The following is a 13,952-nucleotide window of genomic DNA, read 5'->3' as shown; positions in this document are numbered from 1 at the left end:
TGCCACTCGTTATGATAAGTTGGCATTCACATATATGGGGTTTATATGCCTTGCTTCAATCCTGATTTGGATAAAATAATCAAAAACTCATAATTTTCAAACACGCTCTAGGAGTTTCTTTACATTTTGTTTTGCAGTATCTGATAATGCCCAATAATCTTTCGCTACAGAGAGTGCAAGGTCATTGAGACTAGCAGCTAAACTGTCAATCATTTTTGGATATTCTGGAGTTGTATTTCCAGCAGTTGGAGATTCTTTCTCAACTTTTGGTGTTTCAACAGCCTCTGCTGTTGTTTCTGTATTGGCAGTAGTCTCAACAGCAGGAATATTTTCCGCAGGTTCAGCAGCCATAACAGATGATACAGCTCCTAATGTGAGTGTACCGGATAATAAAAGTGCCATAATTTGTTTCTTTTTCATAAGGTTTCTCCTTTCTGATAATTAATGAGCTTATTATAACAAAAAAATGTTCATAAGCATATAGATTTTTGAAAATTATGGAAAAAAATATATAAAAACAGCCAGCTCGAATAAGTATAAAAGCTGACTATTTTCCATATTGACATGTATATTGTAGAAAGATATGCGCACACGGCAAACTTCTTTATCTCATAAACTCATTGATTACGTGAAGTACACCGTCTTCGTCGTTTGATTTCGTGATATAGTCTGCTGTCTTTTTGAGGATTGGCTGTGCATTTTCCATCGCGACGCCAAGACCTGCGTATTCAATCATGGTGAGGTCATTGAAACCGTCACCACAGCAGATCATCTGATCAGCGGACATTCCCAGATAGTTCAGAAGTTTCTGGAGAGAGTGTGCCTTATCAATATTTTGTGGCATCACTTCCAAGAAAAATGGTTCTGAGCGGTAAATGTTCAAAAGACTGTGGAATTTCTCTTTTAACAGAATCTCAATTTTTTGAGTAATGGAAGGTTCTCCGGTAATCAAAAATTTGTTGACCGGAAAATCAACTGCTTCCGGGAAGTTGTTCACGTGGACAATTGGCATGTTGTTGATTTTGGATTCCAGTTCGGTATATTGGTTTGGCTTGATACCTGAGAGAATCTCATGTTCTGTATAAGTGAGCAGATCCACATCGTATTGGTTTGCAATCTCGTAGACGGTAGAAGTAACCTCAGACGGAAGTCTTTTGTTACAGATTGCCTCTCCTGTGGAGCAGTTGATGATTTTTCCGCCATTAAAAGAGAGAATATAGCTTCCGTAGTCGCCAAGGCAGAGTTCTTTGGCAAGCGGAATAATACCGGGAGTAGGTCTGCCGGAGGCGAGAACTACCTTTTTTCCGTTCTGCTGAATCTCGATAAGAGCCTCCCGTGTGGGAGGGGTAATTTTCTTTTCGGAGTTGGTCAGTGTTCCGTCCAAATCCAGTACAAGTATATCATAGGTCATGGTTTTGCCCTTTCTGTGTTCCGTGTATTATTTAAGCGTAAGCTCCTGAAGGCGTGTCACAATTTCAGGAAATTCCATTCCGTGTGAGGCTTTCACAAGAATCGTGTCGTCTTTGTGTAACAGTTCGTTCATCTTTGTAAAAAAGTCTACTTTTGTATCAAAATGAACTACTTGATTTCCGGCGGAGAGTTCCTCTGCTCCGACGGCGGTTGCTTTTGATAGTTCACCGATACAGATGACAAGATCAATCCCTTTTTCGGATGCATGTACACCGACTTGGCGGTGGAGCTCTTTTTCATCCTCGCCAAGCTCAAACATATCTCCGAGAATGGCAACTTTGCGGGTCTCGGCTCCAGAGAGCACGTCAATGGACGCTTTTGTGGACACCGGATTGGCATTGTAGCAGTCATCGATGATAAGAAGAGAATCTGTAAGAATCATATTGTTTCGTCCGGATACCGGAGTCAGACTTTCGATTCCTTTTTTGATCTCTTCTGCGGTAAGTCCGAGTTCACGTCCAACCAAAGCGCCTGCCAGCGCGTTGTACACCATATGGTTTCCCGGAATCGGAATCATTGTGTCGATGCAGTTATCCCCAAGGTGAAGTGTACAAGACACCCCTTTTAGGGAGTGTGTGTGGATATTATCGGCAAAAGCGTCAAGCTCTGTGGATAACCCAAAGAACATTGGCGTTTGTCCTTTTACATCTGTGACTGTGATCAGTTTGTCATCATCGCCGTTTAAGATGATCTTGGCGTCAGGCTGCATAAAGTCGAACATCTCTGTTTTTGCTTTCAAAATGCCATCTCGGTCGATGAGATTTTCCAGATGGCAGAGCCCGATATTGGTGATGACGCAGATATCCGGGCGAGCCATTTTCGCAAGGCGGTGCATCTCACCGAAATGGTTGATACCCATCTCAAGCACTGCAATCTCGTGTTCATCTTGGATATTGAAGATTGTCAGCGGAAGCCCGATTTCGTTGTTAAAGTTTCCTGCCGTTTTAAGAACATGATATTTTTGCTCCAAAACCGAGGCGATCATCTCTTTTGTACTTGTCTTTCCGACACTTCCGGTGATACCGACCACTTTGATGTCAAGTGCCTTGCGGTAATGTTCTGCAATATCTTTGAGCGCCTGCTCACAGGAGTCAACAAGAATGTATGGGTGAGATACATTCTCTAAGACAACTTCAGAAAGTGTGCAAAGTGCGCCTTTTTCCATCACCTGTGGGATAAAAGAGTGCCCGTCTACTCGTGCGCCTTTTATTGGAATAAACAACCAGTCTTTTTCGATTTTTCGGCTGTCGATGGCAACACCGGCCACCTCGATATGTGATACTGCTTCGCCCCCAAAATATTGTCCGTGGCATGCAGCAGTAATTTCCTGTAAAGACATATGTTTCATCGTCTGTTCCTCCGTCTATGCGTTGTAACGCGCAAGTGATTTTTCGATGATAAGCTTACACAGGTCTCCGTATTCGATTCCGGCAGCGCGTGCTTCTTTCGGAAGAAGGCTGGCAGCGGTCATACCAGGGAGGCTGTTTACTTCGAGACAGTAAATGTCGTTGTTCTCATCTAATAAAAAGTCAGCGCGTGAGTAAATATCTAATTTCAGTGCTTTGAAAGCGAGTTCTGCAGCTCGTTGCATTCTTTCTGTCACTTCTTTATCGATATTTGCAGGACAGATTTCTTCTGTGCATCCATCCTGATATTTGTTGGCGTAATCAAAGAATCCGGTTTTTGGTATGATCTCAATTACCGGAAGCGCTTTTCCGTCGATGATGCCGACTGCGAATTCGCGTCCTTTGATGTAAGGCTCGATTACAATTTCGTCCTCATAGCGGAAGGAATTTTCAACCGCTTCTTTGTATGCGTCCATCGTATCGACAATATATACGCCGATGCTGGAACCACCGGAACATGGTTTTACAACGACCGGAAGAGTAAGACCAAGATCAGAAAGAGCTGTATCTTTTCGGTCTTTTGTCAGATTGGTTCCAAGTGGTGTCGGAACGCCTGCCATTTTGAAAATCTGTTTTGTAACCCCTTTGTCCATGGCAAGCGCACTTCCGAGATAGTTTGGACCAGTGTATTTAATTCCGAGAATATCAAATGTTGCCTGTAATTTTCCGTTTTCTCCGACATCACCATGAAGCCCCATAAATACAATATCTGCAAGGCGGCAGATATCGATGACATTCGGTCCCAAAAAGCAGTCGGACTGGTCTTCACGGGACGCTTTGATTGCCGCAAGATCCGGTTCTGTTGTTTTGATTCCGTCTGCAATCTCCAAGCCTGCGTTTGGAAGAGTGAATACTTCTTCTAATTTGTCAGAATCATATGGAAATCCTAAAAAAACATCTAATAAAAAAGCCTGATGCCCGTTTTCTCTCAAAGTTCTGCAGATGCCGGCTCCGGAAGTGAGTGAAACGTCACGTTCTGTGCTGAGCCCTCCTGCCAATACTACAATTTTCATATTGTTTATACTCCTTTATTATCGTCTAATCGGCAATACTCATCTGGTTCAGTAATGCCTGTTTTTCATCATATAATTTGCGGGACAGATCCACATATACTTTGTGCGGATTGAAGAGACGTTTTGTCTCGTCCCAAAGTGTTTTCTTTTCTTCTGCGCAGTAGGCCGCAATCTCCATGACAGACGGAGAATCATATACACACGCTCCGTTAATAAATACCGGTTTTAAAATCTCACGCATAGTGTAAGAGCCGCCGGCAAGTTTTGTCTTTTTCCAGGTGGCTGTCGGATCAAATAACAATAAATCTTCATCCGTATCATAAGTCTCGTCTGCAAAGCAGATCAAATCTGCACGCATCTTTCCGGTCGCCTTGTCATAGATACGGTAAACGGTCTTGTTGCCGGGATTTGTAATCTTCTCTGTGTTCTCAGAAAGTTTAATCTTGGAATGGAATTTTCCATCTTCTTTTTGGATCGCAGCAAGTTTGTATACCCCTCCGAAGGAAGGACAGTCTTTGGACGTAATCAGATTTGTTCCGACTCCCCACGAGGTGATAGCTGCACCCTGGATCTTTAAGTCGTGGATCAAATATTCGTCAAGATCATTGGAAGCGGAGATAAATGCATCTTCAAATCCGGCTTCGTCTAACATCTTACGTGCCTTTTTAGAAAGATATGCAAGGTCACCGCTGTCTAGGCGGATTCCGTAGTTGTGAAGTTCAATTCCGGATTCCCGCATCTCGGTGAACACTTTGATCGCATTTGGCACACCGGATTTTAAGGTGTCGTATGTGTCAACCAACAGACAGCATGCATCAGGGTATAATTTTGCGTATGTCTTAAATGCAGTGTATTCATCTGCAAAACTCATAATCCAGCTGTGTGCATGAGTTCCTTTTACCGGGACGTCAAACATCTGTCCGGCAAGAACATTGGATGTGCCGATACATCCGCCGATCATAGCGGCCCTTGCACCGTAGAGTCCCGCGTCAGGACCTTGCGCCCGGCGCAGACCGAATTCCATCACACCGTCTCCTGCCGCAGCAAAGACAACTCTGGCTGTCTTTGTCGCAATGAGAGACTGATGGTTGATGATATTTAAGATGGCTGTCTCCACAAGCTGTGCTTCCATGATCGGTGCGACAACTTTCAAGAGCGGCTCTTTTGGAAAGACAACAGTTCCTTCCGGAATTGCATAGATATCGCCGCTAAAGTGAAAACCACTCAGATAATGAAGAAAATCTTCGCTGAACATGTTCAGATTTCGAAGATAATCGACGTCATCGTATGAGAAGTTCAAATCTTTAATATAGTCAATTACCTGTTCCAGACCGGCTGCAATAGAATAGCCAGAACCACAAGGATTCGAACGGAAAAAGACATCGAATACAACGGTCTCATTTTCCTGACGCTCAAAGTAGCCTTGCATCATTGTAAGCTCGTACAAATCTGTTAACAGGGTAAGATTTCTGCTGTTCATCTTGTTTGCTCCTTTATTTTCTGCATACATGCATTTCTTTTTGTACACCTGATTTTTAGGATATACTTATTTCATTATATCACTAGCGTATGACAATGTAAAAAGAAAATTTATGATATGATCCATAAGATCTGACAGAACAGAAAAACGCAGCCTATGATAGCAAGGCTGCATTTTTTTGAATGGTCTCTTGGATGATATTCTGACAGTAAGCACCGAGATGCTTCTGTGTCTCTTTATCCAGTTCTTTTGGATAGATTGGTTCTCCATATTCAATGACCACGTGTGTTTTCTTGATACGTGGAAACTGGTTTTCAAAGATGGCTGCGGTATTGTTCATACTGATTGGAACAATCGGACATCCGGTCTTCGTGGAGATTTTTAAGGCGCCGTCCTTAAACGGCAGCATACTTAATTCTTCGCCCTTGTTTCGTGTGCCCTCCGGGAAGATGCAGATTGAGATTCCTTTTTTTACATACTCAATTGCCTGAAGAATCGTCTTCAATCCTTCCTTTGGATTTTCACGGTTCAAAAACAGGCAGTAAAGATATCGCATCCAGGTTGAGAGGAGCGGAATCTTTTCCATAGAGTCTTTTGCTACATAACCGGTCAGACGTTTGCAGCGGGAGTATGTCAGCAGAATATCAAAAAAACTTCTGTGATTTCCGATAAAAAGAACGGGTTCATCAGGAACATTCTCTTCCCCGATCACCGTTACTTTTACACCGGTAATCTTTAAAATTATTTTGAATCCCCATTGCACAATCCGAAGTGAGCTGTAATCTCTTGCCCTTCGGTTACATTTTCCAATTAGCCACTCTATGAAAAAGACCGGAATGGACAAAATCAGATAAGTAATCAGAAAAATTACTACAAAAATAAAACGTATCATAATGAGGTCTCCCTTTTGTTGATTTATTGTAAATTATTATACTAAAGACCGCAAATAAAGGCAATGCTAAAAAACAGTTATGTATACAAATCGAATAGTCCTATACTATATTTTTGCAAAAAGCAGTCATTTTTAAAGGTGTTCAGGTGTATGTATATAAGGAGAAGATAGACGAGGGATGCATATGAAGAAATTAGCATCGGTTGTATTGTGTGCCTGCCTGCTTATGTTGTGTCAGGGGTGTTCGGTAAAAAAGGTGAATATGGAAAAAATCAGAGATGTAGAGATCACAGTACTGGAAGAAGAAAAGATTCCGGATGAGTTCATGGCACAGATTGAAGAAAAAAAATCTGGACCGTTTAAGATTACGTATGCAGACAAAGATGCACTATATATTGCGAGAGGGTATGGAGAACAGAAGACAAGTGGTTACAGTATTGAGGTGAAAGAATGTTATGAGACAGAGAATGCCATTTATATACATACGAATCTGATCGGACCGTCAAAAGAAGAAAAAATTGTGGAGGCAAAGACCTTTCCGTATGTGGCAGTAAAAATGGAATTTATCGACAAAAATGTGGTGTTTGAGTAAAGGAGAGAGGCAATGGAATTAGTAAAAAAACAAATTCATGCAAATCAAGTCGGAAAAAAAATGGTGGATCAGTTTCTGGTCGATGACGATTATAATGTGCCAGATATGAAAAATGATGTGCATCGAATCATTACCAGCGAGGGGATAGTGAAGATTGAGGATGTAAGGAAAGTAGAAAATTATGTCCGAGTTACAGGAAAATTGAATTTTCAAATTCTTTATGTGACAGAGGGAATTGAACCGTCGCTGTCGTCAATGGAAGGAAAGATCCCATTTGAGGAGATGGTGTATACAGATGAAGGGACGGACGGAGAATTTGTTGTTCAGGACACGAGGGTTGATTTTACAACGACGATGATTCATTCTAGAAAACTGAACATTAAAGCGATGATTGAGCTTTTGGTAAGCTCTCAAACTGAAGTCGACGAGGAGATTACAGTGGATGTGGAAAGCGAGACACCAATTTACAAAAAGCAAAAGGAGATGGAGCTTTTAACGCTTCATACGGCGAAAAGGGATACATATCGGATTAAAGAGGAACTGACACTTCCAGGAACGAAAGAGACAATTGGGACAATACTTTGGACAGATATTTCTAACCGTAAGCTGGATACAAAACTCGGTGCAGACGAATTGCTTCTCTCTGGGGAATTGCTTGTATTTTGCTTTTACGAATCACCGGATGGGAAAATGGATTGGATTGAGCAGACCATACCATATGAGGGAAGAGTAGAGTGTTACGGTGCAGAAGAGTCCATGTACCATCATCTGAATGTGAATCTGGAAGACATCAATGTGGATGTCCGCATGGATGAAGATGGAGAGATGCGCACACTTGGCATTGAGGGAACACTAGAGTTAAAAATGGCTGTTTATCAGGAAGAAACAGTAGATTTTTTAGAAGATGTATATTCTTTGGAGCAGCATTGCAAAATAGAGACGAAAGAGGCTTTTTATGAAGAGATGTTGATGCAGAATCATTCCAAATGTAAGGTGACAGAACAGTTATCCTTGCCAGAATTAAAAGATGATATTTTGCAAATTTGCCATAGCAGCGGAAGGGTTCAGATTGACCACATAGAGGTGACAGAGGAAGGAATTCAGATTGATGGAGTGCTCCACATAGGATTCTTATTTGTAAAGCCAAACGATGAAGTCCCATTTGACACATGGCAGGGAATGGTTCCATTTTCTTATTTGGTTGAGAGTAATGAATCAGAAAAAGAGATGCTCTATGATATTACGAGTGCTTTAGAGCAGTTGAGTGTCTCATTGATGGGAGGAGACAGCGTCGAAGTGAAAGCAGTACTAGCATTTCACAGTTTTTTGCGTAAATCTGTGAAAGCAGATGTCATAACAGATCTAAAAATGGAAGATATTCCAGTTGAAGAACTGGAAAAACGACCTGGGATTGTAGGTTATATTGTAAAGCAAGGGGATGATCTTTGGACGCTCGCAAAACGATATAGTACAACAAAAGAAGGTATTATGGAAGTCAATGAGATGACCGATGAAATAATAAAACCAGGAGACTGGATATTGATTTTCAAAGAAAATATGAGTATACTATAAGTATTATGTATACAAAAAACACTGCCCCGGAAGGAGGGCTTCCGGGGTAGGAATGAGATGCGAAAGGAGAATGTGATGGGAAATATACAACAGCTAAAAGCTCTGGCGAAAATCAATTTAGGGCTGGATGTACTTGGAAAAAGAGAAGATGGATACCATAATGTTCGCATGGTGATGCAGACAATTTATTTGTATGATAATATCACAATACGACGGATGAAGGAACCGGGTATTACGCTGGAATCAAATTTATATTTTCTGCCGAACGATGAAGGGAATATTGCATATAAGGCGGCAAAATTCTTAATGGATGAATTTCAAATTCAGGATGGTGTTCACATTACATTGGACAAGCATATACCAGTAGCGGCGGGACTTGCAGGGGGAAGTGCCAATGCAGCAGCGGTACTTGTCGGCATGAACCGTATGTTTTCGCTGGGGCTTAGTGAAGAAGAGCTGATGGAAAGAGGTGTGAAATTGGGAGCGGACGTTCCGTACTGTGTCATGCGCGGAACAGTGCTTGCAGAAGGAATCGGAGAGGAGCTTACAAGACTTTCGGCATTACCAAAGTGCTATATTTTGATTGCAAAACCAGGAATCAGTGTATCAACCCGCACAGTGTATGAAAAATTGGATGCACTTAGTATCACAGAGCATCCGGATATAGATGGGGTGATTAAAGGACTTGAGAATCAGGACTTAAAAGCGATTACATCATCGATGGGTAATGTGTTGGAGCAGGTCACAGTAGATGCATATCCGATCATAGAAAAGATCAAAGATGTGATGAAAGAGCAAGGTGCACTTAACGCCATGATGAGTGGAAGCGGTCCGACCGTATTTGGTGTCTTTGAAGATCGCCAGACAGCAAAGAAGGCACACAGAAGACTGAAAGAACTGAAGATAGCAAAACAGGTCTATTTGGCAAATGTACACAATACGAGAAGGAGATAAAACGATGGATACAAATTTTGAAGTGAATATGAATGAGTATTTACCGCTTCGTGATGTTGTGTTTAATACACTTCGTCAGGCAATTTTGCGGGGAGAATTAAAGCCGGGAGAGAGACTGATGGAGATTCAGCTTGCAAATAAACTGGGAGTGAGCCGTACTCCGATTCGAGAGGCAATCCGAAAGTTGGAGCTTGAGGGGCTTGTGCTGATGATTCCAAGAAAAGGGGCAGAGGTGGCAGACATTACTGAAAAGAGTCTGCGGGATGTTCTGGAAGTGAGAGAGGCGCTGGAAGAATTAGCGGTAAGACTAGCGTGCGACAAGATTAAAGAGAAAGAGATTGAGGAATTAAAAAGGGCGGCACAAGAATTTAAAGAGACATTGGATTGTGAGGATGTTACGAGATTTGCGGAAGCCGATGTGAAATTCCATGATATCATTTACCGGACAACAGATAACGAAAGACTTATTCAGCTTTTATATAATTTGAGAGAGCAGATGTACCGTTATCGCGTGGAATACCTAAAACGGGAAGATGCTCATGAGACTCTTCTTGCAGAACATGACAGAATTATTGAGACGATTGAAAAACGTGACAAAGAAGAAGCGATGAAGGCGGTGAGCTGTCACATAGACAATCAAGTGGCAGCTGTGATTGATACGATTCGCACAAAAAAATAGAATACTTGTATAATCTCAGAAAAATATGTGAAAACTCCAATTATCAAACAGGAGGTACATATTTATGAGATGGATGTATGAGAAAAAGAAGATAATCTGTGCAGCAGTGGCGATTGTGCTTGCAGTTCTTGTGACAGGAGTGCTCGCAGAGAAGAAAGGAATGCTTGCAGAGGCAAAGATGGCAAGTATTCAAAAGCGGATAGCGAAAGAAGTATTTCGTTTTCATGTGCTTGCAAATAGCGACAGCGAGGAAGATCAGGAACTGAAAATGAAAGTAAAAGGAGAAGTCATTTCATATATGAAAGAAGATCTGCCATATTCGGATGGTGTGGAGATGACGAAGGCGTGGGCAAGAACACATACGGATGAGATCGAAGAGGTGTCTGCACAGGTTATAAAAGAATCAGGGTATGATTATTCGGTGAAAGCAGAGGTTACAACATGCTATTTTCCAGATAAGACTTATGGAGATGTGACATTTCCAGAAGGGGACTATGAAGCACTCCGAATTGAGATCGGGGAGGCAAAAGGACAGAACTGGTGGTGCGTGCTTTACCCGAATCTCTGTTTTATTGATGCAGTAAATGCAGTTGTGCCGGAAGAGGGAAAAGAAGAATTGAAAGAAGTACTGGATGAGGAAGAATATGAGATGGTGACCGCCGACACAAAATTCAAGATTAAGTGGTTCTTCTTTCAATGATAGGAAAAGTTGTGATTGGAGGAATTCATGACTGAATTTTTAGTAAAACATTTTGTGAAGGATTATGAAAAGACAGAAAAGGTGTCTGTGCGTACCGCCTATGGGACTTTGGCGAGTACAGTGGGCATCTTTTGCAATGTTTTGTTGTTCTTGATGAAGATTACGATAGGAATCATGATACATAGTATATCTGTCATTGCAGATGCGTTTAACAACTTGTCGGATGCAGGCTCATCGATTATCAGTTTTATCGGTGTGAAGATTGCGAGCAAACCGGCAGATAAGGAGCATCCGTTTGGACATGGAAGGATGGAGTACATTGCGGCATTGATCGTTGCATTTTTAGTGCTTCAGGTTGGATTTACTTTTTTTAAAGATGCAGTTGGAAAGATCAAGCATCCACAGGAGATAGAATTTAATCTGGTATCTGTCATTGTTTTATTGTTGTCCATCGGGATTAAGCTTTGGCTTGGGATGTTCAATAAGAAGCTTGGAACGAGGATTCATTCAAATGTGATGCTTGCAACGGCAGCGGACGCGATGGGCGATGTGATCACGACATCTGCGACAGTTGTCTCATTGCTGGTATTTCAGTTTTCGGGCTGGAATATTGATGGGATTGTAGGAATAGGTGTTTCTCTTGTTGTTATGTGGGCAGGAGTAGGAATCGCAAAAGATACTTTAGAGCCACTGCTTGGTCAGGCGATTCCGAAGGATGTCTATGAGAAGATCACAAAATTTGTGGAAAACTATGAAGGGATTCTTGGGACACATGATCTAATCGTACATAATTACGGACCGGGGAGAAGTATGGCCTCTTTGCATGCAGAAGTTGCAAATGATGTAGATATTGAAGTATCTCATGAGATTATTGACCGTATTGAGAGAGCGGCTATTAAAGAGCTTGGAGTGTTTTTAGTTATTCATATGGATCCGATTGAGATGAGGGATGAAAGCGTCTTATATGTAAAAAGGCAGCTGAAAGAGACCGTCAAAGCGATTGATCCACAGGTAAGTATCCACGATTTTCGTATGGTTGACGGAGAAGAGCAGATTAACCTGATTTTTGATATGGTTGTTCCATTCCAATATGACAAAGAAAAGCAAAAAGACATCTGTAGGACGCTTCGTAAGAAAGTGAGGGAGATTGACGCAAGATATCGATGCGTGATCGTTACGGAGACAAGTTACATAGCGGAGGAAGAATAGATGTATAAGTTAGAAGGACAGATCCGGTTTAGCGAGTGTGATACGACAAAGAGCATAACGCTTCCGGGAATCATCAATTATTTTCAAGATTGCAGCAGTGCACAGTCTGAGCAGATCGGACATGGGATTGACTATCTGAAAGAGAAGAAGAAAGCTTGGATACTATCTTCATGGCAGATTATTGTGGAACGTTATCCAAAGCTTGGAGAAGAAATTGAGGTTAGTACATGGGCAACAGATTTTAAGGGACTCTATGCAATGAGGAATTTTTCGATGAAAACAAAATCAAGGGAGATGCTGGCATATGCCAACTCTGTCTGGGTGTTCATGGATCTTGCTGTGGGGAGACCTGCAAAGCCCGGAACGGAAGAGGTAGAAGCATATGGAATGGAGCCGCCGCTTAAGATGGAGTATGCTCCAAGAAAAATAAAATTGCCCGAAAAGGCGATTTTGGTTGACACCTTCCCGGTACGCAAGTATCATATTGATACAAACAATCATGTAAACAATTGCCAATATGTGCAGATGGCGCTGGAAGTGTTGCGGGAAGACATGAGAATCAGACAGGTACGAGTAGAGTATAAAAAATCAGCGGTTTATGGAGATGTTATTTTGCCGAAGATTGCCGAAGAAACAAGTCGTACTGTAGTGGAACTATGCGATATGGGGGAAAGACCATATGCTGTGGTAGAATTTGTAGGAGAGAAAAAATAAATGATGAGATTAGGGAAAAAACAAGTACTGACAATTGTGAAAAAAGTGGAGTTTGGGGTGTATCTTGGCAGTAATGAAGAAAGAGTGCTTTTACCAAAACGTCAGGTGCCGGAAGGGGTTGAGATAGGTGATCCTGTGGAAGTGTTCTTGTATAAGGATTCAGATGACAGACTGATCGCGACGACTCATGAACCAAAGATAGAATTAGGGGAACTTGCAGTGCTTGAAGTGGCAGATACAGGAAAATTTGGCGCATTTTTAGACTGGGGATTGGAAAAGGATCTGTTCTTGCCATTTAAAGAGCAAACTGCAAAAGTGGCAAAGGGAGATCAGTGTCTTGTTGCACTTTACGTTGATAAAAGTGAGCGTCTCTGTGCAACGATGAGAGTGTATGATATGTTGAAAAAAGATTCGCCGTATCAGAAGGATGATATGGTAGAAGGTATCATTTATGACACAAGCGACAACTTTGGATTATTTGTTGCGGTGGACAACCAGTATTCCGCTTTGATTCCGAAAAAAGAAGTATATGGCAAACTTCGCATTGGTCAGACGGTAAAGGCGAGAGTCACAGCAGTGAAGAAAGACGGCAAATTAGATTTGAGTGTCAGAGATAAAATTCCGATGCAGATGGATAAAGATGCTGAGAGTGTACTGAGAGAAATTGAGAGGCGCGGTGGCAAACTGCCGTTTACAGATAAGGCAGACCCTGAAGTGATTAAGCAAGAATTTCAGATGAGTAAGAATGCATTTAAGCGTGCGGTAGGGCGGCTTTTGAAGGAAGAAAAGATAGAAATTACAGGAAAAATGATTGCAATACGGAAAAAATAGGGTATAATATTCACATAGTAATTATCGGAAAGGAGTTAGGCAAAATGAAAGTACAAAATATTACAAACATTGAAAAGTTTTTTGAAGTAGTTGATAACTGTAAAGGAAGAGTAGAATTAGTGACTGGTGAAGGAGATAGATTGAATTTAAAATCAAAGCTTTCTCAGTATGTTTCTATGGCGAATATCTTCTCGAATGGTGAGATTCCAGAGTTGGAAATTATTGCTTATGAGCCAGAGGATACAGAGAGATTGATTCAGTTTATGATAAATGGTGAATAGGAAAGTTCATTCAGAATAAGGATACAGCTAGAAGCTGTATCCTCAGAGTGTAGACAAAGTTGGTGCTGGAGTTTAACTCCAGCACCACTTTTCTGTATGAATGAAATTTCTCGTTGCTTTTATTAAAGAGCACCGCATATCAGATACTTTCTGCTCCTT

15 protein-coding genes are annotated in these 13,952 nt (G+C 41.5%); 9 read left to right on the top strand and 6 right to left on the bottom strand.

Annotated features, from left to right (window positions below; translation table 11 throughout):
* Nucleotides 1-96: 96 nt before the first annotated feature.
* From ACTQXY_RS14015 to ACTQXY_RS13990, 6 genes are all read right to left on the bottom strand, one after another.
* Nucleotides 97-420 (bottom strand): hypothetical protein, encoded by a 324-nt coding sequence (locus ACTQXY_RS14015; RefSeq protein ID WP_441659981.1) that lies wholly within the window; start codon nt 418-420, stop codon nt 97-99.
* Nucleotides 421-604: 184 nt separating this feature from the next.
* On the bottom strand, nt 605-1,411 hold the full coding sequence (locus ACTQXY_RS14010; protein ID WP_441659980.1) for a Cof-type HAD-IIB family hydrolase: 807 nt from the start codon (nt 1,409-1,411) through the stop codon (nt 605-607).
* 27 nt (nt 1,412-1,438) lie between these two features.
* The gene (locus tag ACTQXY_RS14005) at nt 1,439-2,818 is read right to left on the bottom strand and encodes a UDP-N-acetylmuramoyl-tripeptide--D-alanyl-D-alanine ligase (protein WP_441659979.1); all 1,380 of its coding nucleotides are present in this window, start codon (nt 2,816-2,818) and stop codon (nt 1,439-1,441) included.
* Nucleotides 2,819-2,833: 15 nt separating this feature from the next.
* Complete coding sequence (locus ACTQXY_RS14000; protein WP_441659978.1) at nt 2,834-3,889, bottom strand: D-alanine--D-alanine ligase; 1,056 nt, start codon at nt 3,887-3,889, stop codon at nt 2,834-2,836.
* Nucleotides 3,890-3,914: 25 nt separating this feature from the next.
* Nucleotides 3,915-5,369 carry a nicotinate phosphoribosyltransferase gene (locus tag ACTQXY_RS13995; protein WP_022250234.1) on the bottom strand — a complete coding sequence of 485 codons (1,455 nt, stop codon included), beginning with the start codon at nt 5,367-5,369 and terminating at the stop codon, nt 3,915-3,917.
* A gap of 154 nt (nt 5,370-5,523) precedes the next feature.
* Nucleotides 5,524-6,261: a 1-acylglycerol-3-phosphate O-acyltransferase gene (locus tag ACTQXY_RS13990; protein ID WP_441659977.1), complete on the bottom strand. Its 738-nt coding sequence runs from the start codon at nt 6,259-6,261 to the stop codon at nt 5,524-5,526.
* Between the two features lie 184 nt (nt 6,262-6,445).
* On the opposite strand from ACTQXY_RS13990, the gene ACTQXY_RS13985 reads away from it, so the two are divergent.
* The 9 genes from ACTQXY_RS13985 (at nt 6,446) to ACTQXY_RS13945 (ending at nt 13,793) form a co-directional block, all read left to right on the top strand.
* The gene (locus tag ACTQXY_RS13985; RefSeq protein ID WP_441659976.1) at nt 6,446-6,853 is read left to right on the top strand and encodes a protease complex subunit PrcB family protein; all 408 of its coding nucleotides are present in this window, start codon (nt 6,446-6,448) and stop codon (nt 6,851-6,853) included.
* A gap of 12 nt (nt 6,854-6,865) precedes the next feature.
* Entirely contained in the window at nt 6,866-8,425 is a 1,560-nt protein-coding gene (locus ACTQXY_RS13980; RefSeq protein WP_441659975.1) for an SPOCS domain-containing protein, read from the top strand.
* A 75-nt stretch (nt 8,426-8,500) separates the two neighbouring features.
* Nucleotides 8,501-9,379 carry a 4-(cytidine 5'-diphospho)-2-C-methyl-D-erythritol kinase gene (ispE, locus tag ACTQXY_RS13975; protein WP_441659974.1) on the top strand — a complete coding sequence of 293 codons (879 nt, stop codon included), beginning with the start codon at nt 8,501-8,503 and terminating at the stop codon, nt 9,377-9,379.
* Nucleotides 9,380-9,383: 4 nt separating this feature from the next.
* Nucleotides 9,384-10,058 (top strand): FCD domain-containing protein, encoded by a 675-nt coding sequence (locus tag ACTQXY_RS13970; protein ID WP_441659973.1) that lies wholly within the window; start codon nt 9,384-9,386, stop codon nt 10,056-10,058.
* Nucleotides 10,059-10,122: 64 nt separating this feature from the next.
* Nucleotides 10,123-10,758: a stage II sporulation protein R gene (gene spoIIR / locus ACTQXY_RS13965; protein ID WP_441659972.1), complete on the top strand. Its 636-nt coding sequence runs from the start codon at nt 10,123-10,125 to the stop codon at nt 10,756-10,758.
* A 27-nt stretch (nt 10,759-10,785) separates the two neighbouring features.
* Nucleotides 10,786-11,967: a cation diffusion facilitator family transporter gene (locus ACTQXY_RS13960; RefSeq protein WP_441659971.1), complete on the top strand. Its 1,182-nt coding sequence runs from the start codon at nt 10,786-10,788 to the stop codon at nt 11,965-11,967.
* Nucleotides 11,968-12,681 (top strand): acyl-ACP thioesterase domain-containing protein, encoded by a 714-nt coding sequence (locus ACTQXY_RS13955; RefSeq protein WP_441659970.1) that lies wholly within the window; start codon nt 11,968-11,970, stop codon nt 12,679-12,681. It begins immediately after the preceding gene.
* Nucleotides 12,682-12,684: 3 nt separating this feature from the next.
* Nucleotides 12,685-13,512 carry a S1-like domain-containing RNA-binding protein gene (locus ACTQXY_RS13950; protein ID WP_441659982.1) on the top strand — a complete coding sequence of 276 codons (828 nt, stop codon included), beginning with the start codon at nt 12,685-12,687 and terminating at the stop codon, nt 13,510-13,512.
* 44 nt (nt 13,513-13,556) lie between these two features.
* Nucleotides 13,557-13,793 carry a polya polymerase gene (locus tag ACTQXY_RS13945; RefSeq protein WP_441659969.1) on the top strand — a complete coding sequence of 79 codons (237 nt, stop codon included), beginning with the start codon at nt 13,557-13,559 and terminating at the stop codon, nt 13,791-13,793.
* Nucleotides 13,794-13,952: the final 159 nt, after the last annotated feature.

The organism is Faecalimonas sp. LCP19S3_D12 (assembly GCF_052121495.1).
Classification (GTDB): domain Bacteria; phylum Bacillota; class Clostridia; order Lachnospirales; family Lachnospiraceae; genus Faecalimonas.
The sequence above is the reverse complement of the archived record's forward strand: the minus strand, read 5'-3'. Positions and strand labels throughout refer to the sequence as shown.